Origin of the sequence: Streptomyces sp. NPDC057445 (assembly GCF_042802855.1) — a bacterium.
Classification (GTDB): Bacteria; Actinomycetota; Actinomycetes; order Streptomycetales; family Streptomycetaceae; genus Streptomyces.
The window spans coordinates 171,947-196,920 of sequence record NZ_JBHVDH010000011.1 but is presented as its reverse complement, the minus strand read 5'-3'; the positions used below and the strand labels follow the sequence as shown (position 1 = coordinate 196,920).

Annotated in this window: 21 protein-coding genes and 1 tRNA gene; 8 read left to right on the top strand and 14 right to left on the bottom strand. The window is 70.5% G+C overall.

Annotated elements, in window-relative coordinates; all coding sequences use genetic code 11:
* Nucleotides 1-8: 8 nt before the first annotated feature.
* From ACFU5O_RS23510 to ACFU5O_RS23490, 5 genes are all read right to left on the bottom strand, one after another.
* Complete coding sequence (locus ACFU5O_RS23510) at nt 9-3,053, bottom strand: NPCBM/NEW2 domain-containing protein (protein ID WP_384243617.1); 3,045 nt, start codon at nt 3,051-3,053, stop codon at nt 9-11.
* Between the two features lie 223 nt (nt 3,054-3,276).
* Nucleotides 3,277-4,506, bottom strand: coding sequence for a cysteine--1-D-myo-inosityl 2-amino-2-deoxy-alpha-D-glucopyranoside ligase (gene mshC / locus ACFU5O_RS23505; protein ID WP_384243614.1), 1,230 nt, complete (start codon nt 4,504-4,506; stop codon nt 3,277-3,279).
* Nucleotides 4,507-4,641: 135 nt separating this feature from the next.
* Nucleotides 4,642-5,463, bottom strand: a complete 822-nt coding sequence (locus ACFU5O_RS23500) for an SCO1664 family protein (RefSeq protein WP_384243612.1) — start codon at nt 5,461-5,463, stop codon at nt 4,642-4,644.
* Complete coding sequence (locus ACFU5O_RS23495; RefSeq protein WP_384243611.1) at nt 5,427-6,017, bottom strand: DUF3090 domain-containing protein; 591 nt, start codon at nt 6,015-6,017, stop codon at nt 5,427-5,429. The genes ACFU5O_RS23500 and ACFU5O_RS23495 overlap by 37 nt, the downstream gene beginning before the upstream one ends.
* 60 nt (nt 6,018-6,077) lie before the next feature.
* Nucleotides 6,078-6,773, bottom strand: a complete 696-nt coding sequence (locus tag ACFU5O_RS23490) for a histidine phosphatase family protein (RefSeq protein WP_384243608.1) — start codon at nt 6,771-6,773, stop codon at nt 6,078-6,080.
* Between the two features lie 59 nt (nt 6,774-6,832).
* Between ACFU5O_RS23490 and corA the strand changes: the two genes are divergently transcribed.
* Entirely contained in the window at nt 6,833-7,825 is a 993-nt protein-coding gene (gene corA, locus ACFU5O_RS23485) for a magnesium/cobalt transporter CorA (protein ID WP_384243606.1), read from the top strand.
* Nucleotides 7,826-8,541: 716 nt separating this feature from the next.
* On the opposite strand, the gene ACFU5O_RS23480 is transcribed toward corA, so the two are convergent.
* Both ACFU5O_RS23480 and ACFU5O_RS23475 read right to left on the bottom strand, forming a co-directional pair.
* Complete coding sequence (locus ACFU5O_RS23480; protein WP_384243604.1) at nt 8,542-9,327, bottom strand: ferritin-like domain-containing protein; 786 nt, start codon at nt 9,325-9,327, stop codon at nt 8,542-8,544.
* A gap of 280 nt (nt 9,328-9,607) precedes the next feature.
* The gene (locus ACFU5O_RS23475) at nt 9,608-10,657 is read right to left on the bottom strand and encodes an LLM class F420-dependent oxidoreductase (RefSeq protein WP_384243602.1); all 1,050 of its coding nucleotides are present in this window, start codon (nt 10,655-10,657) and stop codon (nt 9,608-9,610) included.
* Nucleotides 10,658-10,805: 148 nt separating this feature from the next.
* Between ACFU5O_RS23475 and ACFU5O_RS23470 the strand changes: the two genes are divergently transcribed.
* Nucleotides 10,806-11,789 (top strand): aldo/keto reductase, encoded by a 984-nt coding sequence (locus ACFU5O_RS23470; protein ID WP_384243600.1) that lies wholly within the window; start codon nt 10,806-10,808, stop codon nt 11,787-11,789.
* Nucleotides 11,786-14,038 carry a helix-hairpin-helix domain-containing protein gene (locus ACFU5O_RS23465; RefSeq protein ID WP_384243597.1) on the top strand — a complete coding sequence of 751 codons (2,253 nt, stop codon included), beginning with the start codon at nt 11,786-11,788 and terminating at the stop codon, nt 14,036-14,038. The genes ACFU5O_RS23470 and ACFU5O_RS23465 overlap by 4 nt, the downstream gene beginning before the upstream one ends.
* Nucleotides 14,039-14,211: 173 nt before the next feature.
* Here the strand turns inward: ACFU5O_RS23465 and ACFU5O_RS23460 are convergent, their stop codons facing one another.
* A complete protein-coding gene (locus tag ACFU5O_RS23460) occupies nt 14,212-14,877 on the bottom strand; it encodes a hypothetical protein (RefSeq protein WP_384243595.1) in 666 nt (221 codons plus the stop codon).
* A gap of 47 nt (nt 14,878-14,924) precedes the next feature.
* On the opposite strand from ACFU5O_RS23460, the gene ACFU5O_RS23455 reads away from it, so the two are divergent.
* A complete protein-coding gene (locus ACFU5O_RS23455) occupies nt 14,925-15,113 on the top strand; it encodes a DUF5703 family protein (RefSeq protein ID WP_384243593.1) in 189 nt (62 codons plus the stop codon).
* Nucleotides 15,114-15,180: 67 nt separating this feature from the next.
* Here ACFU5O_RS23455 and ACFU5O_RS23450 read toward each other — a convergent pair whose 3' ends face one another.
* From ACFU5O_RS23450 to ACFU5O_RS23440, 3 genes are all read right to left on the bottom strand, one after another.
* Nucleotides 15,181-16,065, bottom strand: coding sequence for a chaplin (locus ACFU5O_RS23450; protein WP_384243591.1), 885 nt, complete (start codon nt 16,063-16,065; stop codon nt 15,181-15,183).
* Between the two features lie 135 nt (nt 16,066-16,200).
* On the bottom strand, nt 16,201-16,434 hold the full coding sequence (gene chpH, locus ACFU5O_RS23445; RefSeq protein ID WP_384243589.1) for a chaplin ChpH: 234 nt from the start codon (nt 16,432-16,434) through the stop codon (nt 16,201-16,203).
* 174 nt (nt 16,435-16,608) lie between these two features.
* Nucleotides 16,609-17,934 (bottom strand): M20/M25/M40 family metallo-hydrolase, encoded by a 1,326-nt coding sequence (locus ACFU5O_RS23440; protein ID WP_384243587.1) that lies wholly within the window; start codon nt 17,932-17,934, stop codon nt 16,609-16,611.
* A 192-nt stretch (nt 17,935-18,126) separates the two neighbouring features.
* On the opposite strand from ACFU5O_RS23440, the gene ACFU5O_RS23435 reads away from it, so the two are divergent.
* Nucleotides 18,127-18,214, top strand: a tRNA-Leu gene (locus ACFU5O_RS23435).
* A 66-nt stretch (nt 18,215-18,280) separates the two neighbouring features.
* Nucleotides 18,281-19,216, top strand: a complete 936-nt coding sequence (locus ACFU5O_RS23430; protein ID WP_384243584.1) for a pseudouridine synthase — start codon at nt 18,281-18,283, stop codon at nt 19,214-19,216.
* On the opposite strand, the gene ACFU5O_RS23425 is transcribed toward ACFU5O_RS23430, so the two are convergent.
* From ACFU5O_RS23425 to ACFU5O_RS23415, 3 genes are all read right to left on the bottom strand, one after another.
* Complete coding sequence (locus ACFU5O_RS23425) at nt 19,217-20,314, bottom strand: S-(hydroxymethyl)mycothiol dehydrogenase (RefSeq protein WP_384243583.1); 1,098 nt, start codon at nt 20,312-20,314, stop codon at nt 19,217-19,219.
* Nucleotides 20,315-20,453: 139 nt separating this feature from the next.
* The gene (locus ACFU5O_RS23420) at nt 20,454-21,917 is read right to left on the bottom strand and encodes an amino acid permease (protein ID WP_384243581.1); all 1,464 of its coding nucleotides are present in this window, start codon (nt 21,915-21,917) and stop codon (nt 20,454-20,456) included.
* 264 nt (nt 21,918-22,181) lie between these two features.
* The gene (locus tag ACFU5O_RS23415) at nt 22,182-22,883 is read right to left on the bottom strand and encodes a FadR/GntR family transcriptional regulator (protein ID WP_384243578.1); all 702 of its coding nucleotides are present in this window, start codon (nt 22,881-22,883) and stop codon (nt 22,182-22,184) included.
* 160 nt (nt 22,884-23,043) lie between these two features.
* Between ACFU5O_RS23415 and ACFU5O_RS23410 the strand changes: the two genes are divergently transcribed.
* Together ACFU5O_RS23410 and ACFU5O_RS23405 are read left to right on the top strand one after the other, a co-directional pair.
* Nucleotides 23,044-23,553, top strand: a complete 510-nt coding sequence (locus ACFU5O_RS23410; protein ID WP_384243576.1) for a gluconokinase — start codon at nt 23,044-23,046, stop codon at nt 23,551-23,553.
* Between the two features lie 8 nt (nt 23,554-23,561).
* Entirely contained in the window at nt 23,562-24,959 is a 1,398-nt protein-coding gene (locus ACFU5O_RS23405) for a gluconate:H+ symporter (protein ID WP_384243574.1), read from the top strand.
* Nucleotides 24,960-24,974 lie beyond the last annotated feature (15 nt).

Genomic DNA, 24,974 nt, shown 5'->3' with positions numbered 1-24,974 from the left:
GTCAGCCATCAGCCGCACCGGAATCGGGCAGCCGCCCAGTCCCCGTGGTCACCGCTCTTCGAGCCGTTGGTGTCCGTGACCAGCAGACGCACATGACGCGCGCCGGTCACGTCCACCTCCACAGGCACGGCGGCGGACGCTCCGCTGACCTTCGGCGAGCTCCACAGCCGCCTGCCGTCCGCCTCGACCGAGAAGGCCACCTCCCCGTAGCCGTCGATCTCGTCGTCGATGCCGACATCGGCCGTGAACGCGGTGCAACGGCCCCCGAGATGGACCTCGATGTCGGAGTCGGCGTGCGCCCCTATCCCCTTCTCGTAGGTCTTGCCGGCCAGCGTGAGCACATGTCCGTCGCTCGCTCCCGACTCACCGTTGCTTCGGTCGCGTTCGGGCGGTCCCCAGCCGTTCGTGGACTTCATCCACACCAGGTCGCTCGCCCAGACGTCGGCGCCCGGTGGCTCGGGCACGACCGAAACGGCGAATCTCTCCCCGGCGGTACGGGATTGACCCGCCGCCCGGTACCGGACGGTCGCTCCGAGCGTCGCCTCGCCCACTGCCGCGTCCTGCCCCGGGGTGGCCGTGACCTCGATGCGCTTCGTCGTCCCGGCGGGAATGCGGTCCGTCGTCGCCACCGGTTCCACGTGCCAGCCCGCCGGGGCGTCCAGCGAGACGGAGACCCCGGTCACGTCCCGGCTTCCCGCGGTGACATCGACCGCGATCCTGCCCCGCGTTCCGGCTCCCAGCTCCTGTCCTGCGGGTGCGGCAACAACGGCTGCCGCGCCGGGGACGGCCCCTCCGACCGCCGAGGTGTTCTCCAGTTCAAGCGCGAAAGCCCGGTCGGTGCGCAGGGCCGCAGTCCTGACCCTGACCACGCCTCCGCGGTAGTCCCCGTCGTACCACCAGCCCTGTGCGGCTGCCTCGTACGCCGCCTTGGAGGTGAGCCGGGGCAGCTTGCGGCCGCCGAGTTCCACGGCGCTCGGCGCGTCCCCGGTGTGCACGGTGAACTGGTACGGACGCGCCGTCTGCTTGCCTGTGAACGAGCCCTCGCTCGCGCCGATCCGCACCGTCACGTCCCCTGCGCCGCGGCGCGGGGCCTCGACCTCGGCCCGCTGCGTCGCGTACTTCCCGGCTCGGTGCTCGCGCGTCACCCCGTCGTCCTCGTACAGCGTGAAGGACGACGCCCCTTGGGGGTAGATGTCCCAGGCGAGCGGGGAGCCCGCAGTGCGGTCGGTGTACGAGCGGATGCTGCCGGGCCACATGGGGACGGCGGCCCCCGCGCGGACGAACAGCGGGAGCGTGTCGAGAGGTGCGCTGTAGCCGTCGACGGTGACCGGGCCCTCGTAGGTCCGGCCGCTCCAGTAGTCGATCCAGGTGCCCTTCGGCAGGTAGATGCCGTCGCGCTCCACGGCGTCCTGGTGGACGGGCGCGACGAGGAAGTCCTCGCCGCTCAGGAACTCGTACTTGGCCGCGTCCGTGGCCGCCCTGGGGTCGTCGGGGTACTCCAGCACGAGCGGGCGGGCGAGGCCGACGCCGGTCCTGGTGGCCTCGTGCGCGTGCGTGTAGATGTACGGCAGCAGGGCCTCGTGGAGCTTGAGGTGCTTCCGGTTGATCGAGGTGTACGGCTCGCCGTACCGGAAAGGCTGCTTGTCGTCGGCGGCCCAGCCGTCCATCGTCATCGTGACCGGCAGGAACATCTTCCACTGCAGGTCGCGGGTGTACGTCTTGGGGCTGCCGCCGAAGATGCCGTCCACGTCGCCGGTCGTGTAGGCGAGTCCGGACATGGAGGCGCCCGCGTAGGTCGGGATCTGCCAGCGGATGTACTCCCAGGTGCCGGACTGGTCCCCGGACCACTGGACTCCGCAACGCTGCGCGCCGGACCAGCTTTCCGGCGCCCAGGTGAATCCGCGGGCGTCGCTGTTGGCCTCGATGCCCTTGTACGCGTCCTTGCAGCCGTCGAGAGCGAACTTGTAGCCCGCGCCGACCCAGGCGACGTCGAGCTTGGCGACCCGCTGGCCGGCCTTGACCTGGTCGGCGAGCTTGTCGAGGCCGTCCTCGGTCCACAGACCGAGCTGCATCCCGCGCTGCTGGAGGCCCTGGGCGGCTTCCGCGAGGTTCTCGTAGCCGCAGCCGTAGCCGTCGTTGACGAGCATCCAGCCGTTGGGCATGTCGTTCTCGACGTAACCGTCGGCGACCTTCAGCGCGTCGAGGGTGTGGCGTTCGCCGCGGTTCGCGTTGTGCAGGTAGCAGTCGGCGTCGCCGATCTCCAGGCCGTAGACGGGCGGCATGAAGGGCTTGCCGGTCAGCCGGGTGTACTGCCCGATGACGTCCTTGGCCCCCGGCCCGGCGAAGTAGTAGGCGTCGAAGCGCTGTTCCTTCGCCGTCGTGGCCACGGGATCCGCGAAGACATAGGTGTTGGGTGCGTAAGTGTTGCGGTAGACGCCGTAGCCGGCCGACGAGAGGTAGAACGGGACGGAGTTGGGGTGGCCGCCGTCGTTCCAGTTGTAGTCGACGCCGACCTCGACGGTCCTGCCGCGGTGGGAGGTGTTGCCCCGCCCGTTCTGCATGCCCGCGCCGTAGAACTGCTCGTCGGTGTCGCGCGCGAGGGTCTGGGTGGTGGTGGTTCCGTTCCAGGTGAGGCCCTGGGTCTCGGCCCAGACCCGGGTGCCGTCGGCTCTGTGGAGAGCGAAGCGCAACGGCGACTTGTAGGCGCGCAATGTCACCTTTGACGTGCTGAGTTCGTAGCGGTCGCCGCGGTCCCTCCAGCGGGTGGCGGGCGGCCTGCCCTGCGGCAGGACGATGTCGGTGCCGGTCGGGTCGGTGAAGGCGCCGTCAGGGGCGAGTTCGATGCGGAAGGTCTCCGGGGTGACGAAGCTGACGCGGACCCGGGCCGCTCCGGCATCCAGCCGGTAGACGGGCCCCTCGGCCGTGAATCCGGTGATGTCCCCGACGGTTACGGGGGCCGTCCCGGCGCGCGCACTGCCTGGTCCCGCGAGCACCGTGAGGAGGCCGAGCAGCACCCCGGCCACCCCTGCTCTGATGCGTATTCGTGAGTGCATGACGCGTATTTAGCGCAGAAATGAGCATCGAGCCAGGGATAAAACGCAACTGCCCCTGGACTCATGACGAGTCCAGGGGCAGTCGGGGCGACGGGCGGGGCGGTCCCGTCACACGTCGCGGCCACCGGGACATGGCCAGGACCTGTCGTTCGGATCCGGCCGGGCTCGCGTACCCTGGCGCCGCACCTCGCTCACTGATCCGGCCTGATCCGGACGAACGACCCTAGAGGGCGACACCCAGCAGGGCGTCGACGGCACGCGACACGACACCGGGCGCACCCTCGTCCGTACCGCCCTCGGCGCCCTGGAGTTCTGCCCAGCGGTCGACGGCGGCGAGTGCGGCGGGGGCGTCGAGGTCGTTCGCGAGCGCCTCGCGGATCTCCTCGACGAACGCGTCCGCGGACGGCCCGTCGGGACGGGAGACTGCGGCACGCCAGCGGCCGAGGCGGGCCTCGGCCTCCTCGAGCACCTGGTCGGTCCACTCCCAGTCGGCGCGGTAGTGGTGGGAGAGCAGCGCGAGCCGGATGGCGGCGGGGTCGACGCCGTCGCGGCGCAGCGCGGAGACGAAGACCAGGTTGCCCTTCGACTTGGACATCTTCTCGCCGTGCAGGGCGACCATGCCGGCGTGCACATACGCCTTGGCGAACGGGTGCTCACCGGTGAGGGCCTGGGCGTGCGAGGCACCCATCTCGTGGTGCGGGAAGGCGAGATCGGAGCCGCCGCCCTGCACGTCGAAGCCCATGCCGAGGTGGTCGAGGGCGATCGCGACGCACTCGATGTGCCAGCCGGGCCGTCCGCGGCCGAGGCTGCCTCCGTCCCAGCTGGGCTCGCCCTCGCGGGCGGCCATCCAGAGCATGGGGTCGAGCGGGTTCTTCTTGCCGGTCCGGTCGGGATCGCCGCCGCGCTCCGCGGAGAGCGCGCGCATCACTTCGGTGTCGTAGTTGGACACTTCACCGAAGTGCGGATCGGCTTCGACGGAGAAGTAGATGTCCCCGTCGAGTTCGTACGCGGCGCCGGCGTCGCGCAGCCGCTCGACGAGGGGAACGATTCCGGGTATTGCCTCGACTGCACCGATGTAGTGCTTCGGGGGCAGCATCCGAAGGGCGGTCATGTCCTCCCGGAACAGCGCGGTCTCGCGCTCGGCGAGCCCGACCCAGTCCTCGCCGTCGCGCTGTGCGCGCTCGAGCAGGGGATCGTCGATGTCCGTCACGTTCTGGACGTAGTGAACCTGCCGCTTGGTGTCGAGCCACACGCGCTGAACGAGGTCGAACGCGTTGTAGGTCGCCGCGTGACCAAGGTGGGTCGCGTCGTACGGGGTGATGCCGCAGACGTAGATACGGGCGACGGGACCGGGGGCGAGGGTGACGAAGCCTCCGGTCGCGGTGTCGTGGATCCGGAGGTCGCGGCCCGTGCCGGGCAGGGCGGGGACCTCGGAAGCGGGCCAGGCATGCATGCCACGAGCGTAACCGGATGCCTCTTCCAGATACGAACCGGATGCCTCCTCTTGGCCGGTTCTGCGGTCTTGCGCGGGACTGCGGGCCGGAGGTATGGCCGGGGGCTGCCGCACGGGCCGGGAAGGGGCGCGGGGCTACACCGGGGGCCAGGGGATCGCCGGCCAGGCGCCGGAGGGCTGCGGGTGGCGGGATGCGGCGAGCAGCACGGTCACGCGGGAGCGCACGGCGCCCACCTCGGCAGGGGTGAGGAGTTCCGCGAGGCGTTTCGCCAGACGGCCACCGTCGGCCAGGGAGGCCGCCAGAGCGCCGAGCACCTCCACCGCCTCTGCCGACAGGGGCTCACCGGCCCAGCCCCACAGGAGCGTGCGGAGCTTGTCGTCGACGTTGAAGGTGACTCCGTGGTCGATCGCGTACAGGTGTCCGTCCGCCGTCGGCAGCAGATGCCCGCCCTTGCGGTCACCGTTGTTGATCACCGCGTCGAGGACGGCGAGCCGTCTCAGCCTGTTGTCGTCCGCATGCACGAGGAGCGCCGTCCGCCCCTCCCCCACATCGGCGAAGCCGACCGCTTTCCACCCGTCCCCGGGCTCCTCGTCCTCGACCAGGGCGAGGAGTCCGTCGGCGGACGGATCGGCCTCGATCCAGAGCTGGACCATGCCCTCGCCGTAGGGCCCGTCCCGCAGGACGGTGGGCGGCACCAGCCCCCATCCCGTCGCCTCCGAGATCTCGTACGCCGCCACCTCGCGCTGCGCCAGCGTCCCGTCGGGGAAGTCCCACAGCGGCCGCTCGCCCGCGATCGGCTTGTACACGCAGTGGGCCTCCTCGCCGTCGTACGCGACCGAGCAGTAGAGGACCGCGTTGGAAGCCTCGCGAACCCGCCCCTTCACCGTCAGCTCACCCTTGGCGAGCAGGTCGAGAGCCGTCACGCTCCGCGGCGGTATCCGTTCTGGCGCGGACATACGTGTCCCTCCGGGTCGAGCGGCAGGCTGCACAGCGGGCACGGTGGCCGTCCCGCGTTCACGACGTCGAGGGCGCGCTTGGCGAAGGCCCTCGCCTGCGCCCCGCTCAGCCGCACGCGCAGCATCGGCGGACCGTTCTCCTCATCCTGCAACAGCCGTTCCTCGGCCTCCGCGAGGTCCTCCTCGGAGTCCGCGTCCAGCTCGACCAGCGCCTGCGCCTCGACGATCATGCGCTGTTCCTCGCCGTCCCAGGCCAGTGCCATCGTGCCGACCCGGAACTCCTCCTCCACCGGGGCGTCGAGCGGCGCGGTGTCGGAGACGTCGGTGGGCGCCATGGCCGGCACCGGCGCGTTGCCCCCGGTGCGCCGCACCACTTCGTCGAGCAGTTCGTCGATGCGCTCTGCGAGCGCGGCGACCTGGGTCTTCTCCAGGGCGACACTGGTCACGCGCCCCCCGGCGGAGGCCTGTAGAAAGAACGTACGGCGTCCAGGCAGCCCGACCGTACCGGCCACGAACCGCTCCGGTGGGTCGTAGAGGAACACCTGACGGGACACGTCCTGTCTCCCTTGAGAATCAGCGGGCTTTCGGCCCGTCCACCCTACTGCGCGATCCGATCACGGTGCGCCCGCACCACCACCGACCACAGCGGTACCGTCCGGGCCCTCCTCCTGCGGCTTGTGCGGCTTGAGCGACTCGAAGTCCCCGGTGTCCCCGAGCCGCAGCAGGAACGGCCGCACGCGGGTGTAACGGATCGCCGTCATGGAACACGGTTCGACATGGATCCGCTGGAAGAGATCGAGATGCATCCCGAGCGCGTCGGCCACCACGGACTTGATGATGTCGCCGTGCGAGCACATCAGGTAGACCGCGTCGCCGCCGTGCTCCTCCTCGATGCGCGCGTCCCAGTCGCGTACGGCCTCGACGGCACGCGCCTGCATCGCGCGCATCGACTCGCCCGCCGGGAAGGCCGCCGCGGAGGGGTGCCGCTGCACGACGTCCATCAGCGGCTCGTCGGCGAGTTCGGCGAGTTTGCGGCCCGACCAGTCGCCGTAGTGGCACTCGCCGATCCGCTCGTCGGTGTGCAGCGGCAGTCCGGGGCGCTCGTCGAGCAGCGGGCGCAGGGTCTCCATGCAGCGCTGGAGCGGACTGGTGACGGCGGCGGCGAGCTCCACACCGGCGAGCCGCCCGGGCAGCGCGGCGGCCTGCGCGGCGCCGCGTTCGTCGAGTGCGACGCCGGGCGTCCAGCCCGCGAGCACCCCGGCGGTGTTGGCGGTGGAACGTCCGTGCCGTACGAGGATCAACGTGGCCATGTCGGCCAGGGTAGGCCGCTCATGGCGCAAAGGTGCGGCCGGACCCCGGGCACGGAAGAATGCGCGCCGTGATCGTGGACTGTGCCATCTACCGGGACGGGCGCCGCACCGAGGGCCCGGACGACCTCTCCGACGCGCTCGACCAGGCCCGCGCGACCGGGGACGCCTTCCTGTGGATCGGGCTCTACGAACCGACCGAGGACGAGTTCGAACTCGTCAGCAGCGAGTTCGGGCTGCACCCGCTGGCCGTGGAGGACGCGCTGAACGCTCACCAGCGGCCCAAGCTGGAGGTGTACGACGACTCGCTGTTCATCGTCCTCAAGCCGGCAATCTACGACGCCGAGACCGACACGGTCAGCACCGACGAGGTGATGATCTTCGTCGGTGATTCGTTCGTGGTGACGGTCCGGCACGGCGAGAGCTCGCCTCTGCATGAGGTGCGGAAGCGACTGGAGGCCGATCCGGATGTGCTGAGGCACGGCCCGACGGCCGTGCTGTACGCCGTGTGTGACACCGTCGTCGACCGCTACATCGACGTCGCGGCCGAACTCCAGATGGACCTGGAGGGGCTGGAGGCCGAGGTTTTCGCTCCGAACGGAGGGGCCACCCGGAACACCGCGGCCAAGATCTACAACTTCAAGCGGCAGCTGCTGGAGTTCCGCAGGGCAACCGTGCCGCTGGCTTCGCCGATGGCCCGGCTCGCGGGGGCTTCTGTGCCCTTCGTCCACAAGCAGGCGCAGCCGTTCTTCCGGGACGTCAGCGACCATCTGACCCGCGCCAACGAGCAGGTGGAGGGGCTCGAAAGGCTGCTCTCGGACATCCTGTCGGCGCATCTCGCGCAGATGGGCGTGCGGCAGAACGACGACATGCGGAAGATCTCCGCGTGGGCGGCCATGATCGCGGTCCCCACGATGGCCGCGGGGATCTACGGCATGAACTTCGAGCACATGCCCGAACTGCGGTGGACATGGTCCTACCCGGTGGTCCTGCTGGTGATGGCCGGGGCCGTGTTCGCACTGTTCCGGCTGTTCAAGCGCCGGGGCTGGCTCTAGGACGCGCCCGCGGGGGCCCGCCGGGCCCGCGACTCCCCTCCGCACGCCCGTGCCCCATAGCCCCTGCGGGCACGGGTGGCTCCCCGGTGATGCCAGAGTCAGTGCCCGCACCGCGCGTTGTCGGGCTCGTCCGATTGCGTCCCGTGCGAAGAACCTCCACCGGGTGCCGCCCGGACCGCTTTGCGGTCTCCTCGTGGCGGATCAGGGGGCAGGCCCGGCGTGCGCCCGTGGCGTCCCTGGCCGGGCCGTGACAGGGCACCGGCATGGACGGGCCGGTACGGGCCACCACCCGGGCCCCGCACGGGTGCGGCACGGGCGCCCGGTGCAAGCCGCGTCCGCGGCCCCACGGCGGCGGCCCGGCGGCACTCCGCGGTGCGCGGTGCGCGGTCGCCTGCCGGCCGCATCACCTTCTCGGGTCCTGCCACCGGCTCTTGTTGCCCGGGCGAAGCCAGGGAAGCCAGGGAAGACAGGGAAGGCAGGGGGAACGGCCCCAGCACCGGACGCCGCAGTCCAGGCCCTTCCGGCGGACGGTGCGTCCACCGCTGCCGTCGCCCGCGGGGCGCGGACCCGCGCCTGCACGCCGCGGTGGGCAGGCGCGGCAGGCAGGCGCGGCAGGCAGGCGCGGCAGGCAGGCGCGGCAGGCAGGCGCGGCAGGCAGGCGCGCCTCGTGCGGACACGACCCGGCCGACGGCACGGCGCGACGGGTCCGGGTCGCGCTAGAAGGCCGGAGCCGTCGTCGCGGGGCCGCCGAGCGCGTTGCGCCGTTCCGGCATCGTCAGGCTGACCATGCGCCGCCAGCCGCCCGCCCGCTCGTACGCGTACATGGCGCGGATGCCCGTGGCGAGCGCGGCGGACTTGGGCCGGGGCCACTTCAGCAGCCGGCCCATGTGGGACATGACGGCGAGGCTGACGTCCCGGTAGATCGCGATCTCGATGAGCGCGCACTCGCGGAGCGTGCTCTGGATGTCACGGCCGTGGCCGGCGTAGGCGAGACGGAGCAACTCCTCATGGCAGTAGGCCAGGTGGTTGTCCTCGTCGTGGCAGATCTGCTTGATGGCCTTGCCGACCTCGGGGTGCCCGCCGAAGTACTTGACGAGCATGTCCATCTGGTCGGCGGCCCGCTGCTCGGTGACGCGGCTGTGCGAGAGGTAGACTACGATGTCCCGCTCGGTGAGCCGCTCGTCGCGGCGCAGCTTGTCGTGGGCGAGGCCGATGCCTTGCTTCTCCAGCAGCATCGTGTAGTCGGTGTCGGGCGGAACGTCGACGGGGCCCAGGCCGCGCTTCTTCAGCAGACCGTTGAAGATCCGGCCGTGCTTGTCCTCGTCGGCGCCGTGCCGGGTGATCTTGGGTGCGAGGTCGCTCATGCTCTCGGGCACGAGGGCGGCGATCCTGCCGTTCTCCCAGCCGCCCTGTGTCTCGCCGCTGGCCGCGATCGAGCAGAAGAGCTGGAAGGAATCGTCGTTGTCGAGGATTTCCTGGAACAGGCTTCGGGCCGAGAGCATCACTGCCACCTCCGGTCAGGTGTCCGCAAAGAACGAGTCAAATGCGGACCGGCCGGACGGGCAACAGGTGGGTGCGTGAACTCGGCCGAACGAAGGAGTGCGGGCCCGCTGCGGGGCGCGCCGGCGCAGGACCGGCGTGCGCCCTGTACGCGACCGCATGGCATCGGAGGGCGTGACCGAGGACGGCGTGGCGCGTTAGGAGTCATGACGGCCGTGGCGGGGATGACCCCGAGCCCCCACCACGGCCGCAGGCTTGCCGCGGGGCATTCCCGCGGCGCCCTTACACAAGCCCGGAGCGCTCCAGGGCATCCGTGCCGGCCCTCAGGGCGGCGAGACGCTCGTCCAGCGTGAAGCCCGCGGGGGCGAGGGTCAGGGTGGTCACGCCGGCGGCCGCGTACGCCTGCATCCGCTCGGCGATCCGCTCGACCGGGCCGAGCAGGGTCGTCGAGTCGATGAGCTCGTGCGGTACGGCCGCCGCGGCCCCGTCCTTGTCCCCGGAAAGGTACTTGTCCTGGATCTCCGCGGCTTCCTTCTCGTAACCCATGCGCTGGGCGAGCTGGTTGTAGAAGTTCTGTTTGCGGCTGCCCATGCCGCCGACGTACAGGGCGGTGTACGGACGGAACATGTCGGCCAGGCCCGTGACGTCGTCGCCGACGGCGAGCGGGAGGGTCGGGCACACGTCGAACCCGTCCATCGTCTTCCCGGCCTTCTCACGGCCCGCGCGGATGTGACGGATCGCGGTGTCCTCGAGGTGGTCGGCGGAGGGGAAGATCAGCAGAGCGCCGTCGGCGATCTCGCCGGTCTGCTCGAGGTTCTTAGGGCCGATGGCGGCGATGTACAGCGGGATGTGCTCACGCTGGGGGTGCACGGTCAGCTTGATCGGCTTGCCGGGGCCGCCGGGAAGCGGAAGGGTCCAGTGCTCGCCCTCGAAGGAGAGGCGCTCACGGGTCATGGCCTTGCGGACGATCTCGACGTACTCGCGGGTGCGGGAGAGCGGCTTGTCGAACTTGACGCCGTACCAGCCCTCGGAGACCTGCGGTCCCGAGACGCCGAGGCCGAGGCGGAAGCGACCTCCGGACAGCGAGTCGAGCGTGGCTGCGGTCATGGCGGTCATGGCCGGCTGGCGCGCGGGGATCTGGAGGATCGCGGAGCCGACGTCGATGCTCTCGGTCTGGGCGGCGACCCAGGCGAGGACGGTCGGGGCGTCGGAGCCGTAAGCCTCGGCGGCCCAGCAGACGTCGTAGCCGAGACGGTCCGCCTCCTGCGCGACGGCGAGGTTGTCGCCGTCCATGCCCGCGCCCCAGTAGCCGAGATTGATGCCGAGCCGCATACCGCTCCCCTTACCGATGAGTAACGTCCTTCTCGCGGACTCTAGCGCGGTGGCGCCGGATCCGTCAGGGGCCACCCCGCCGGACCTTCGGGGGCGAGTTGTCCACAGGGTCGCTCCGGGTGGGGCCCTGGCCAGTAATCTCGCGGCCATGGAGCAGAGGCATCTCGGCCGTACCGGCCTGCGTGTGTCCCGGATCGGGCTCGGCACCCTGACCTGGGGGCGGGACACCGACGAGCACGACGCCGCCGACCAGTTGAAGGTCTTCTGGGAGGCGGGCGGCACGCTGGTCGACACCGCCGATGTGTACGGCGGCGGGGAGTCCGAGTATGTGCTCGGCAGGCTTGTGGAGCGGCTGATTCCGAGGCGCGATCTGGTCATCGCGACCAAGGCGGGGAGCGTGCTCGAGGCGGACCGGAGGTCCGACGGCTCGCGCGGGCATCTGCTGGCCGCGCTCGACGCTTCGCTCGACCGTCTCGGGACGGATTACGTCGATCTGTGGCAGATCCACGCCTTCGACCCGCTGACACCACTGGAGGAGACGCTCCAGGCGCTGGACCTCGCGGTCAGCAGCGGGCGCGCGCGGTACGCAGGCGTGTCGAACTTCTGCGGCTGGCAGCTGGCGAAGGCGGCGACCTGGCAGCTGACGTCCCCGGGCGTGCGGACGCGCCTGGCGAGCACCCAGATGGAGTACTCACTGCTGCAGCGCGGGGTCGAGCGCGAGGTGCTGCCCGCGGCGCTGGACCTCGGGGTGGGGCTGCTGCCGTCGTCGCCGCTGGGGCGCGGAGTGCTGACCGGCAAGTACCGCAACGCGACGCCCGCGGACTCGCGCGGGGCCTCTGAGTTGATGGCCGCGTTCGTGGAACCGTATCTGGACGACGCGGCGAGCCGGATCGTGGACGCCGTGACGACCGCGGCGGACGGTCTGGCGACGACACCGCTCGAGGTGGCGCTCGCCTGGGTCCGCGACCGGCCGGGCGTCGTGGCACCGATCGTCGGCGCGCGCAACGCACAGCAGCTCACGGCCGCGCTGTCAGTGGAGGCCCTTAGTCTTCCTGACGAGATCTGCCAGGCGCTCGACGATGTGTCGGCGCCCGTGCACCGCTATCCCGACCAGGACTGGAGCACGCTGTGACTGCGCTTCCCGGGGCGACCCCCGGACCCCCGGCCGACGGGCACGAGGACGCTGCCCTCACCCCCGGCGGCGAGCCCACGCCGCCCGCCGCGGACGGTGATGCCGCCGCTCCGGCGGACGCGGACGGGAAGGACGCTCCGGGCGATCCGGCGGCCGGCCGACCGGATGAGGCCGACACCGACACCACGGAGGCCGCCGTCGGCGCGACGGACGGGGCCGCCGGTGCCACGGAGGAGGCCGCCGGAACCACGGAGCGCGGCGAGGTGTCCGAGGCGGAGGCCGAGCTCGCCGCGCAGCGGGAGCTGCGAGCGCGGATCGAGAAGCGCAGGGTGGAGAAGGACGGGCCGATCGAGGCCGGGGGGAAGCTGAGCGGGACGGCCGCCGATCTGCTGGCGGCGGTACGGGCCGTGGAGAGCGGGGAGAAGTCGGGGAGCGCGTACTTCGCCCCGCCCACCGCGCCACGGCGGCCGACGGCGTCGTCCGTCCCGTCCCCGGCGCGGCCGAAGGCGCCCGAGCCTGAGCAGGGCTCCCGGCGGGCCGACCCCGGGACGGTGGCGGCCGTGCTGGAGGTGCTGGTGTCCGGTGGTGCGCCCGAGGGGCTCGCCGCGCGGGTCGCCGGAGTGCTCGGTGAGCAGGCCGCGCAGGCGCTGCGCGAGGACCCTTGGCGGCTCCTGGCCGTGCCGGGGGTGCGGCCCGAGCAGGCCGACGGATTCGCCCGGGCGATGCTGGGTGCGGAGTGCGGGCCGGACGACGAGCGACGAGGCGTGGCGCTGGTGGCCTGGCTGCTGGAGCAGGCCGCGCTGCAGGGGCACACCGCCCTGGAGGCGGCGGTCGTGCGCAAGGCGCTCGAAGGACGCTCCGTGTCCGACCCCGAGGCGGGGCTTGAGCACGCCGTCTCAGAGGGCGCCGTCCTGGTGTTCCAGGACGGAGCGGACGGAGGGGACGGACCGGGCGGGCCGAGCGGACCGGAGGCGGGCGCGGAGGACTCCGGCGAGCACGAGCAGCAGCAGGCGGCCGTGCCGGTGCTGCTGGGCCTCGACCGGTACGCGCTCGCCGAGGAGAGCCTCGCGGACGGCCTGGCCCGGCTGGTGAGGACGGGACCCACCGCCACCTGGGACGGTCCTGAGCTGGTCAGGGCCGCGGCGGGCCACGGACTCGTGCTGCACACCGGTGGCGAGGCGGCACGCGCCGAGCCCATGGCTCTGGTCGAGGCAGCCCGGGCACAGGGTCTGCGGGCGGTGGCCGCTGTCCACAGTGAGAACGGGCGCCGCCGGCCGGGCGCCGACGCCGTGACCGTGCACGGACTGCTCTCCGGTACCGAAGGCCCCGGCCGGGACGAGGACGGCGCCCTGGCCCTCGATCTGCTCGCCGTCCTTGACGCACCGCAGCTGGACGTCGAGACGGCCGCGATCCTCGTGGAGTCGCTCGCCGACGGCACCCGGCTCGTGCTGAGCGGCGACCCCGGGGTGCTGTGGTCGGCCGGTGCGGGGCGAGTGTTCGCCGATGTGCTGGCGGCCCGGGTGTGCCCGCATGTCGCGTCGCGTACGCCCGACCCGGGTCCGATCGGGGAGCTGGTCTCAGGCATCGGGGCCGGCGAGCTGAACCAGGTGTCCGCGCCGGGCAAGGAGGTCGTGATCGTCCCCGTCCGGGACGCGGGTGAGGCCGTGCACCGTACCGTCCAGCTCGTCGCGGACTCGGTGCCCCGGGCGTTCGGCGTCCCGGCCGGACAGACCCAGGTGATCACGGTCGGCCATGGCGGCTCTGCGGGCACCCGCGCCCTCAACGCGGCGCTCAAGCAGCAGCTGAACCCTGGCCCGGGGCGCTTCGGCGGGTTCGACGCGGGCGACCGCGTCGCCTATGCCCCGGCTGCCGGGCGGACCGTGTGCGGCACGGTGGTCTCGGCCGACGCGGAAGGCCTGAGGCTGGATTCCGAGGGCGCACCCGTCGTCGTACCGAGGGACCGGGTCGAGTCGGCGGTCCGGCACGGCTGGGCGCTCACCGCACACCAGGCGGCCGGGATGCGCTGGCCCGCAGTGGTGGTCGTACTGCCCGGCGATGCGGCACAGGGTCTGAGCCGTCCCTGGGTCTACACCGCTTTCAGCCGTGGCGAGCGCCACCTCTCCGTCGTCCACGGCGTGGAGCAGGCGCTGCCGCGCGCGGTCTCCGAGGATCCGGCCCAGGAACGCACGACCCGGTTGCGCATGCTGCTCGAAGGTCTGCTCACGGCCGCAGCCGACGGAACCGGCTGAAGGGGCTGACGGGCTGGGACCGAGAAGGCCGGGGGCCGGGCCGGGCCGCCCGACGCCGGAGCGGCCAGGACGGAAGGTTCCGCCTTGGCCGCTCCGCGGGAACGTGAAGTCCCCGACCGCGAGTGTTCTCGTCCTCCTGCTGCGTCCAGGGACCCCCTGCCCGCCGGATTCCGTCAGGCCCCTGACGTGCCGAGGTCGTCCGGACCCTCGTCCACCTCGTCCTCGTCGAAGACCGCGCTGACGTCGAAGCGGCACACGACGAGCTCCGGATCGGCCTGGTCGAACGGTGTGCTCAGCCACTCCCCCGGCTCCGGCAGCTCGTCCACCGCGGACACCCACAGCGTGGAGTCGCCTTCCTCCAGACCGAACTCCTTGTGACGGGAGGCGATCTCATCGGGTTCGTACTCTCCGAAGAGCACCCCCAGCGCGGCGTGCACGCTCCTGCCGACCACGGCCGTCCGGTCCGTCGTCCCGTCCTGGTCGACATCGGCGATGCGCTGCGCCTGGGCGAGCAGCCGCTGGGGCTCCGCCACGGCGTAGTCGCGGCGGATCAAGACGCTGAGGGCGTTCGGCTCGTCGGGGCCCGCATACGGTGGCAGAGAGTCGTCCGCTCCGGGGATCTCGAAGGGGGTGACCTCGTCGTAGCGGTCGTAGAGACGTTCGTCGTACGCCTCGGCGGCAGCGGCGAGTGCGTTGAAAGCGTCGTAGACCGCCGGGTCGTCCTCTCCCGTTCGTTGTTCGACCGCTTCGAGGTGGCGGTCCAGCGCGGCTTTTACCGCCTCGGCGGCGGCGCGAACCTCGGCAGCTGTGGGCTGCGCAGGAGCGGATGCATCAGACATAGTGCAGACGCTATCCGTACTGGGGCTGTGCCCGCACAATAGATGCGATGCCGGAATACGAATTTGTCGATGTGTACGTGCCACGCGGGGTCTCCCGCAAGGAGGCCACTCGCCTGCTGACCGACCATGCCGAGTACGGACACTGGGAGTTGGACCGACTGAGTCTCCACCGGGACGGCAGCCGGAAGGTTCGGCTGCGTCGGCGCATCATCCGTCAGGTACGCGCCACATGGTGAGTTCCTGCTGTACGAAGGACGGAGCGGGCCCGCTGTTGCGGGCCTGCTCCGTTGTGTCACGGTGCGATCACGCAGAGGCGCGTGCCCTGCGGTAGAGAACCGCACCGCCGAGCAGCAGGCCGGCACCCGCGGGGATCACGAACCCGAGCGAACCGGAACCGGTGTGCGCGAGCTCATCCGTGGCCCTGGGCGGGGTGACGGTGTCCGTGTCCGGGGTGTTCGGCACCGACGGCTCGATCGGCGTCCCGGAGTCTCCGGGCTGACCAGGCTGGCCGGGCTCACCAGGCTGACCCGGCTCTCCCGGCTGACCGGGCTCACCAGGCTGACCCGGCTCCCCCGGCTCCCCCGGCTCACCAGGCTGACCGGGCTCACCAGGCTCTCCCGGCTGACCGGGCTCACCAGGCTCTCCCGGCTGACCGGGCTCACCAGGCTCACCAGGCTGGCCAGGCTGACCGGGCTCTCCCGGCTGACCGGGCTCCCCCGGCTCACCAGGCTGACCGGGCTCTCCCGGCTCACCCGGGTTGTTCCCGCCCGGGCCGTTGGCGCATTCGTTGCCGACGGCGCCATTACCGAGGCCGCCGATCGTCACACTGTTCCCGCACGCGTTGACCGGCACGTGGACGGGCACCTGGACGGTGTTGCCGGAGCCGACGCCCGGCGAATTCGCCGTGCTGCCCTCGGCATGAGCGCCGCTGCCGTTCTGGCTCGAATTCACGCAGCGGTTTCCGAACGCGGGGTTCAGCACCCCGATGACATTCACCGTGTTGCCACAGACGTTGACCGGGACGTGCACCGGAACCTGGACCGTGTTCCCCGAGAGCACACCCGGGGAGTTCGAGGCGCCGCCATGGGCCCCCGCACCCCCGTGCGCCTGCGCGTATCCACCGCTGAGGACGAGCACGCCACCCGCGGCCGCCACAGTGATCAGGCCTTTTCGCGTGACCTGTCGCATAGGTAGTTCCCTGCCTTCTGACTTACGGAGTACCCCCGGGCGCTGTCGCGCGGGGGTGGAATGCCAACGGCCCCGGAGTACATGGCGCGCACTCCGGAGCCGCCGGGATCAGCCCTTACGGGTTGAGGCACAACGTCACGCGTTGACGCAGGTGTTGCCGAAGGCGGGGTTCAGCAGCCCGATCACGGAGACCGTGTTGCCGCACACGTTCACCGGTACGTGAACGGGCACCTGGACGACATTGCCCGAGAGCACGCCGGGGGAGTTCACGGCAGCACCCTGAGCGCCCGAGTCGGCAACGGCCATGCCCGCACCCGCGAGCACGAGACCACCGGTGGCAGCCGCAGCAGCGACGACCTTCTTGATCATTATTCCTCCTAGTTGGCAATGCGATCCCAGCCGCGGACCGCACACCTGTAACGAGGAGGAGTTAATGGGGCTACTAGCGTATGGTCCCATTCACTCTTTTCAGTCAAGTACGCACGTGCGGACGATTATTGAAGTTTCCACTCAACGGATCGACGGACTTCCCGCGCCCCTTCCTCAGCTTGCGTCGAGGAAACGGTCCAGCACCCGGACACCGAATGTGAGGCCGTCCACCGGCACCCGCTCGTCCACTCCGTGGAACATCCCGGCGAAGTCCAGCTCGGGCGGCAGCTGCAGCGGCGCGAAGCCGAAGCACCGGATGCCCAGATCGTCGAAGGACTTGGCGTCGGTGCCGCCGGAGAGCATGTACGGGACGGCCCGCGCGATCGGGTCCTCGGCCCTGAGCGCCGACTGCATCGCGTCGACGAGATCGCCGTCGAAGCTGGTCTCCAGCGCCTTGTCGCCGTGCACGTCCTCGCGCTTGACGCGCGGCCCGAGGATCCGGTCCAGGTCGGCCAGGAACTCCTCCTCGTAGCCCGGCAGGAAGCGCCCGTCGATATGCGCGGTGGCCTGGCCCGGGATCACGTTCACCTTGTAGCCGGCACCGAGCATGGTGGGTGCGGCCGAGTTCCGCAGCGTCGCCCCGATCATCTTGGCGATGCCACCGAGCTTGGCGAGCGTCGCGTCCATGTCCTCGGGGTCGAGCGGCGTCCCGAGGGCGTCGGACAGCTCGTCCAGGAAGGACCGCACGGTCTTGGTCACCCGCACCGGCCAGGTGTGCCGCCCGAGCCGGCCGACGGCCTCGCACAGCTCGGTGATCGCGTTGTCGTTGTTGGTCATCGAGCCGTGGCCCGCGGTGCCCTCGACCGTGAGCCGCATCCAGTGCATGCCCTTCTGGGCCGTCTCGACGAGATAGAGCCGCAGATTCTCGTTCACCGTGAAGGAGAATCCGCCGACCTCACCGATCGCCTCCGTGACGCCCTCGAAGAGGTCCGGGTGCTTGTCGACGAGATACCGCGCGCCGTACGTACCGCCCGCCTCCTCGTCGGCGAGGAAGGCCAGGACCACGTCGCGCGGGGGCTTGCGTCCGCTGCGCAGCCGGTCCCGTACGACCGCGAGGGTCATCGCGTCCATGTCCTTCATGTCCACCGCGCCGCGGCCCCAGACGCAGCCGTCGGCGATCTCGCCGGAGAACGGGTGGTGGGTCCAGTCGTCGGCGTCGGCCGGTACGACGTCGGTGTGGCCGTGGATGAGCAGCGCCGGACGGGACGGGTCCTCACCCTCGATCCGGGCCACCGTGGAGGCCCGGCCCTTGTGGGACTCGATGATCCTCGGTTCCAGGCCGACCTCGGCGAGCTTCTCCGCGACGTACTCCGCGGCGGCTCGCTCGCCGGGGCCCGAGTGGTCGCCGTAGTTGCTGGTGTCGATCCGGATCAGATCGCGACAGAGGTCGACGACCTCGTCCTCGCCTGAGACCGTCCGGACGGTGCTCGACTCGCTCACGCTGTTTCCTCCCACTGTCGCTCTGGTGGTCCCCCACATCCTCCCGCGCCCCCTGCCCGCGGCCCAAGGGCGCCCCGGCGACGCCATACGCCTGTCACACCGGGGCCGGACCGGGGGCGTGATCGAGCACCCCCGAATGTTTGCTATGGTTTTCCACGTCGGAACGGCCCAGGGCCGCACGACAGACACCTGGTCCGGGTGGCGGAATGGCAGACGCGCTAGCTTGAGGTGCTAGTGCCCTTTATCGGGCGTGGGGGTTCAAGTCCCCCCTCGGACACCATCGAAGAACCCCAGCTCAGCTGGGGTTCTTTGCTTTTTTTGGCCGAGCGCGGAGGAGGTAGGGGCCGTGGCACGCGGACGACGGGCGGCCCCCGTGGCACCGCTGGCGCAGCGGGACGGCGTCGATCCCGTGCGTATCCGGCTGCCCGCTGATCCGGACGGTGCCTGGCGGACCGTGGGCGACCACCTCCTCGAGCGGTTCGGCGGCGCGATCGGGGCGGAGCGGGTGGCGGAGATGCTGCGCCAGGGGCGCTTCGTCGGGACGGACGGTCCCGCCGCCCCGCACGAGCCGTACACAGCGGGGCGGTATCTCTGGTTCCACCGGGATTTCGCGGCCGAGGAGCGGGTGCCGTTCGAGGTCGGCGTCGTCCACCGGGACGAGCGCCTGGTGGTGGCCGACAAGCCGCATTTCCTCGCCACGACTCCGCGCGGCCGGCATGTCACCGAGACGGCGCTGGCCCGGCTGCGCCGCGATCTGGGGCTGCCGGAGCTGCAGCCCGCGCACCGGCTCGACCGGCTGACCGCGGGGCTCGCCCTGTTCGTCGTGCGGTCCGGGGACCGTGGCGCGTACCAGACGCTGTTCCGTGACCGGCTGGTGCGCAAGGAGTACGAGGCGGTGGCACCGTACGACCCCGAGGTCGCGCTGCCCGTCACCGTGCGCAGCCGCATCGAGAAGGAGCGCGGGGTGCCGGCCGCCAGGGAGGTGGCCGGCGAGCCGAACAGCGAGAGCCGGATCGAGCTGCTGGAGCACCGCGACGGGATCGGCCGGTACCGGCTGGTGCCGGCGACCGGCCGGACCCATCAGCTGCGGGTGCACATGAACAGCCTGGGGCTGCCGATCCTGAACGACCCGCTGTATCCGGTGGTCCGCACGGACGAGCCCCTTCGCGACAGGGACTACTCCCGGCCGCTGCAGCTGCTCGCGCGGGCGCTGGAGTTCACCGATCCGCTCACGGGGCGGGAGCACCGCTTCGAGAGCCGGCTCCGGCTCGCCGCCTGGTGATCACAGCACCACCACCGAGCGCAGCACATCACCCTCGTTCATACGGGCGAAGGCCTTCTCGATCTCGCCGAGGCCGATCGTCTCGGTGACGAAGGCCCCGAGGTCGATCCGGCCCTGCTGGTGGAGGTCGATGAGCATGGGGAAGTCGCGGGACGGCAGACAGTCGCCGTACCAGGAGGACTTGAGCGCCCCGCCGCGGCCGAAGACGTCGAGGAGCGGCAGTTCGAGCCGCATCTCGGGCGTCGGGACACCGACGAGGACGACGGTGCCGGCCAGATCACGGGCGTAGAAGGCCTGCTTGTACGTCTCAGGGCGGCCGACGGCCTCGATGACGACGTCCGCGCCGAATCCGCCGGTGAGCTCCCTGATCGCCTCGACGGGGTCGGTGGTGCGGGAGTTCACGGTGTGGGTCGCGCCCATGGCACGGGCCGTCTCCAGCTTGCGGTCGTCGATGTCGACGGCGATGATCCGCGCGGCTCCGGCGAGACGGGAGCCGACGACCGCCGCGTCACCGACGCCGCCGCAGCCGATGACGGCGACGGAGTCGCCACGTCCGACGTTCCCGGTGTTCATGGCGGCTCCGATACCCGCCATGACCCCGCAGCCGAGCAGGCCGGCGACGGCCGGGGAGACGGCCGGGTCGACCTTGGTGCACTGGCCGGCGGCGACCAGGGTCTTCTCGGCGAAGGCACCGATGCCGAGGGCCGGGGAGAGCTCGGTGCCCGCTCCCGGGCCCTCCGCCAGCGTCATCTTCTGCCGGGCGTTGTGGGTGTCGAAGCAGTACCAGGGCCTGCCGCGCAGGCATGCCCTGCAGTGGCCGCAGACCGCGCGCCAGTTGAGAATCACGAAGTCGCCGGGGGCGACGTCGGTGACACCGGGGCCGGTCGACTCGACGACTCCCGCGGCCTCGTGGCCGAGGAGGAACGGGAAGTCGTCGTTGATGCCACCCTGCTTGTAGTGGAGGTCGGTGTGACAGACCCCGCACGCCTGGACCTTGACCACGGCTTCGCCCGGTCCGGGGTCGGGGATCACGATCGTCTCCAGCCGGACGGGCTCGTTCCTGCCGGGGGCGACGACCCCCTGGACCTGCTGCGCCATCGCAGTGCTTCCCTTCTCCGGACAGGTGTGTACCGCACGCACGTGTACGGCACCACCATGCCCCGGCGGAGCGCCGACGGCGAGGCCCCCCGCCGGATCTCTCCTGCGGGGGGCCTCTGTACGAAGGGTCTTCCGGGCGTCAAACCTGCTCGTGTCCGGCGGCGATCTTCTTGACCTTGTTGCGGACCAGGTACCAGCCACCGACGAGCGCGATCGCGATCAGCGGCAGGAAGTTCACCGTGGTACGGCTGATTCCGCCGTCCATCCACATGAGGACCAGGACGGAGGCGAGGAAGACCAGGGTGACGATCTGCGTGTACGGGGCCCAGGGCAGCTGGTAGCCGGGGCGGGTGACCCGGCCGTCCTTGGAGCGGGTCCAGAACAGCAGCGAGCAGACCATGATCATGCCCCAGGTGCCGATGATGCCGATGGAGGCGAAGTTCAGCACGAGCTCGAAGGCATCACCCGGCATGACGTAGTTGAGGAGGACGCCGGCGACGCCGAAGCCCGCGGTGAGCAGGATGCCGCCGTAGGGGACACCGCCCTTGTTCATCACGCCGGTGAACTTGGGCGCGGAGCCCGAGAGGGACATGGAGCGCAGGATACGGCCGGTGGAGTAGAGGCCGGAGTTGAGGCTGGAGAGGGCGGCGGTGAGCACGACGAGGTTCATCACGCCGGCCGCGCCCGGGATGCCGAGCTTGTCGAAGACGGTGACGAACGGGCTCTGGTCGCCGGTGTACGCGGTGTACGGCAGCAGCAGGGCGAGCAGGACGACCGAGCCGACGTAGAAGATGCCGACGCGCCACATGATCGAGTTGATCGCCTTCGGCATGATCTTCTCGGGGTTCTCGGTCTCGCCCGCGGCGACGCCGCACAGCTCGACGGAGGCGTAGGCGAAGACGACGCCCTGGATGAGCAGCAGCATCGGCATCACACCGGTCGGGAAGATGCCGCCGTTGTCCGTGATCGTGGACAGGCCCGGGGTGTGCCCGCCGATCTCGTGCTGGGTGACGACGAGGTAGATGCCGATGAGCATGAAGATCACCAGCGCGGCGACCTTGATGATCGCGAACCAGAACTCCATCTCACCGAAGTACTTCACCGAGATGAGGTTGGCGGCGAGGACCACGGCGAGCGCGATGAGGGCGAGCACCCACTGCGGGACGTCGCTGAACATCGCCCAGAAGTGGGCGTAGGTCGCGGCCGCGGTGATGTCGGCGATGGCGGTCGTCGACCAGTTGAGGAAGTAGAGCCAGCCGGCCGTGTAGGCGCCCTTCTCGCCCATGAACTCACGGGCGTACGAGACGAAGGCACCGGAGGAGGGCCGGTAGAGCACCAGCTCGCCGAGCGCGCGCACGACGAAGAAGGCGAAGACGCCGCAGACCGCGTAGGCGATGAAGAGCGAGGGGCCGGCATTGGCCATGCGGCCACCGGCACCGAGGAAGAGGCCCGTACCGATGGCGCCGCCGATGGCGATCATGTTGATGTGCCGTGACTTGAGGTCCTTGCGGTACCCGGCGTCACCGGCATCCACGTGCTTCGTACCTGTCGCCGGAGCTCCGGTGACGGGCGTATCGGCCGCAGTCATGGTGCGGTCACTCATAGAGATGTTCGCCTTCGTGAGGGGACGTGCGATACCCGGCCGTATGCCGGCGGCCTTCCCGGTGGTGATGAGCGTGGTCACCACGGCTCGGCCTCGGGGCGCAGAAGGCCCGATAGGTCATAGTCACGGCAACCCTGGGATTTTGGCAGTGGCCTACCTCACTCAGATATAGATCTGAGGTATTTCAGAGGTTTCGACAGGGTGAAGCAAGGATGCCATGATCCCCGGGGTGAGTACGCCAAGCCACCGGGCGCGTACGTCCGGCTACGGTGCGAGTACGTCCAGCTCCTGCAGGGCGCCGACGGCGATCTCCCTCGTGAGCCTCTCGGCCCGGTCGGCGTCGCCTTCGCGAACGGCTTCGGCGACCTGGACATGCAGAGTGACGGCGGCCGGATCCGGGTCCTCGAACATCACCCGGTGGTGCGTGCGACCGGCGAGGACCTCGGCGACGACATCGCCGAGCCGGGCGAACATCTCGTTGCCGGAGGCGTTGAGCACCACCCGGTGGAAGGAGATGTCGTGCTTCAGATAGCCCTCCAGCTGGTGACCGCGTGAGGTGGCGACCATGCCGAGGGCGCACTCGGTGAGCTCGGCGCACTGCTCGGGCGTCGCATGGCGGGCGGCGAGGCCGGCGGCGACCGGCTCGATCGCGGAGCGGAGCACGGTGAGGGAGCGCAGCTGGCGGGGGCGGTCGGCGCCGGCGAGCCGCCAGCGGATGACCCGCGGGTCGTAGACGTTCCACTCCGCGGTGGGACGTACGGTCACGCCGACCCGGCGCCGGGACTCCACCAGATGCATCGACTCCAGGACGCGGACCACCTCGCGGATCACGGTGCGCGAGACGTCGAAGCGCTCGGCCAATCGGTCGGTGCGCAGAACACTGCCCGGCGGGTACTCGCCGGCGGTGATCGCAAGGCCGAGGCTGTCGAGGACGTGTGTGTGCAGCCCGTGGCCCTCTGTGGTCATGGGCCAAGAGTACGGGGCAGGTTCAGGATCAAAAAGTATGACGTTTATATCTCAGACTCTTGAATACGTCGTACCTAATGCGTTTCAGTAGCGCGACGGCTCGACGTCGGACCGATGTGGAACAGGTCGGAGCGACGTCGAAGAAGACAGCGAGGCACCAATGAGCACCCCCCACGTCGTTGTGGTGATGGGCGTGGCAGGGACCGGCAAGTCCACGATCGGTCCCCTGCTCGCCGAACGCCTGGGCGTTCCCTACGCCGAAGGAGACGACTTCCACCCCGCGGCCAATGTCGCCAAGATGTCGGCCGGTGTCCCTCTGGACGACGCGGACCGTGAGCCCTGGCTCGACGCGATCGGGCAGTGGGCGCACAGCCGGGAAGGGCTCGGCGGAGTGGTCTCCGGTTCCGCGCTGAAGCGCATCTACCGGGACCGCCTGCGGGCGTCCGCGCCCGGTGTGGTGTTCCTCCACCTCGCGGGCGACCGTGCGCTGATCCAGCGGCGGATGGCGGAGCGCAAGGGCCACTTCATGCCCACGACGCTGCTCGACTCCCAGTTCGCCACCCTGCAGCCACTGCAGGACGACGAGGCCGGCGTCGCCGTCGATGTGTCCGGCACCCCCGAAGAAATCACCGAGCGGGCCGTCGCCGCGCTGCGCCGGCTCGAAGAGTAAGGATCACCGTGACCCGTCTCAGCGTCGAGATGCTGGCAGCGGACCCCGTCGAACCGATCACCTCGGCGGGCGACGCACAACTGGGCATAGCCGTCCTCGCAGGCATCGCCCTCATCGTCCTGCTCATCACCAAGTTCAAGTTGCACGCCTTCCTGGCGCTGACCATCGGCTCGCTGGCGCTGGGCGCCTTCGCCGGAGCCCCGCTCGACAAGACGATCCTGTCCTTCTCCACGGGTCTGGGCACCACCGTCGCGGGTGTCGGTGTGCTCATCGCGCTCGGCGCGATCCTCGGCAAGCTGCTCGCGGACTCCGGCGGCGCGGACGAGATCGTCGACACGATCCTCGCCAGGGCGAGCGGGCGGTCCATGCCCTGGGCGATGGTGCTGATCGCGTCGATCATCGGGCTGCCTCTCTTCTTCGAGGTCGGCATCGTCCTGCTGATCCCGGTCGTCCTGATGGTCGCCAAGCGGGGCAACTACTCGCTGATGCGCATCGGAATCCCGGCGCTCGCCGGCCTGTCCGTGATGCACGGCCTCGTCCCGCCGCACCCCGGCCCGCTGGTCGCGATCGACGCCATCGGTGCCAACCTCGGCGTCACCCTGGCGCTCGGCCTGGTCGTCGCGATACCCACCGTGATCATCGCCGGTCCCGTGTTCTCCAAGTACGCCGCTCGCTGGGTGGACATCCAGGCGCCCGAGCGCATGATCCCCCAGCGCCCCTCCGAGGAGCTGGAGAAGCGTCCGAGCTTCGTCGCCACGGTCTCCACGGTGCTGCTGCCCGTCGTCCTCATGATGGCGAAGGCGCTCGTCGACATCGTCGTCGACGACCCCGAGAACCATGCACAGCGGGTCGCCGACGTCATCGGCTCCCCGCTGATCGCCCTGCTCGCGGCCGTGATCGTCGGTATGTTCACGCTGGGCCGGGCAGCCGGTTTCACCAAGGAGCGGATCTCCTCGACGGTCGAGAAGTCGCTCGCCCCGATCGCGGGCGTGCTGCTGATCGTCGGCGCCGGCGGAGGCTTCAAGGCGACGCTGATCGACATCGGCGTGGGCCAGATGATCCTGGACTTCTCCAAGAACTGGGCCATCCCGACGCTGCTGCTGGCCTGGCTGATCGCGGTCGCCATCCGGCTGGCGACGGGCTCGGCGACGGTGGCGACGATCTCCGCGGCCGGGCTGGTCGCCCCGCTGGCCGCGGGTATGTCGACGCCGGAGGCGGCGCTGCTGGTGCTGGCGATCGGTGCCGGTTCGCTCTTCTTCAGCCACGTCAACGACGCCGGTTTCTGGCTGGTGAAGGAGTACTTCGGGATGAGCGTCGGCCAGACGGTCAAGACCTGGTCGGTCATGGAGACCATCATCTCGGTCGTCGGGATCGTCTTCGTCCTGCTCCTCTCCCTGCTCTTCTGAGGATCGGGGCTCTTC

What these genes read in the sequence shown, in the direction of transcription:
- ACFU5O_RS23510 (WP_384243617.1), bottom strand. Translation starts at nt 3,053, where the DNA reads ATGCACTCACGAATACGCATCAGAGCAGGGGTGGCCGGGGTGCTGCTC.
- mshC (WP_384243614.1), bottom strand. Translation starts at nt 4,506, where the DNA reads ATGCATGCCTGGCCCGCTTCCGAGGTCCCCGCCCTGCCCGGCACGGGC.
- ACFU5O_RS23500 (WP_384243612.1), bottom strand. Translation starts at nt 5,463, where the DNA reads ATGTCCGCGCCAGAACGGATACCGCCGCGGAGCGTGACGGCTCTCGAC.
- ACFU5O_RS23490 (WP_384243608.1), bottom strand. Translation starts at nt 6,773, where the DNA reads ATGGCCACGTTGATCCTCGTACGGCACGGACGTTCCACCGCCAACACC.
- corA (WP_384243606.1), top strand. Translation starts at nt 6,833, where the DNA reads ATGCGCGCCGTGATCGTGGACTGTGCCATCTACCGGGACGGGCGCCGC.
- ACFU5O_RS23480 (WP_384243604.1), bottom strand. Translation starts at nt 9,327, where the DNA reads ATGCTCTCGGCCCGAAGCCTGTTCCAGGAAATCCTCGACAACGACGAT.
- ACFU5O_RS23475 (WP_384243602.1), bottom strand. Translation starts at nt 10,657, where the DNA reads ATGCGGCTCGGCATCAATCTCGGCTACTGGGGCGCGGGCATGGACGGC.
- ACFU5O_RS23470 (WP_384243600.1), top strand. Translation starts at nt 10,806, where the DNA reads ATGGAGCAGAGGCATCTCGGCCGTACCGGCCTGCGTGTGTCCCGGATC.
- ACFU5O_RS23460 (WP_384243595.1), bottom strand. Translation starts at nt 14,877, where the DNA reads ATGTCTGATGCATCCGCTCCTGCGCAGCCCACAGCTGCCGAGGTTCGC.
- ACFU5O_RS23455 (WP_384243593.1), top strand. Translation starts at nt 14,925, where the DNA reads ATGCCGGAATACGAATTTGTCGATGTGTACGTGCCACGCGGGGTCTCC.
- ACFU5O_RS23450 (WP_384243591.1), bottom strand. Translation starts at nt 16,065, where the DNA reads ATGCGACAGGTCACGCGAAAAGGCCTGATCACTGTGGCGGCCGCGGGT.
- chpH (WP_384243589.1), bottom strand. Translation starts at nt 16,434, where the DNA reads ATGATCAAGAAGGTCGTCGCTGCTGCGGCTGCCACCGGTGGTCTCGTG.
- ACFU5O_RS23425 (WP_384243583.1), bottom strand. Translation starts at nt 20,314, where the DNA reads ATGGCGCAGCAGGTCCAGGGGGTCGTCGCCCCCGGCAGGAACGAGCCC.
- ACFU5O_RS23420 (WP_384243581.1), bottom strand. Translation starts at nt 21,917, where the DNA reads ATGAGTGACCGCACCATGACTGCGGCCGATACGCCCGTCACCGGAGCT.
- ACFU5O_RS23415 (WP_384243578.1), bottom strand. Translation starts at nt 22,883, where the DNA reads ATGACCACAGAGGGCCACGGGCTGCACACACACGTCCTCGACAGCCTC.
- ACFU5O_RS23410 (WP_384243576.1), top strand. Translation starts at nt 23,044, where the DNA reads ATGAGCACCCCCCACGTCGTTGTGGTGATGGGCGTGGCAGGGACCGGC.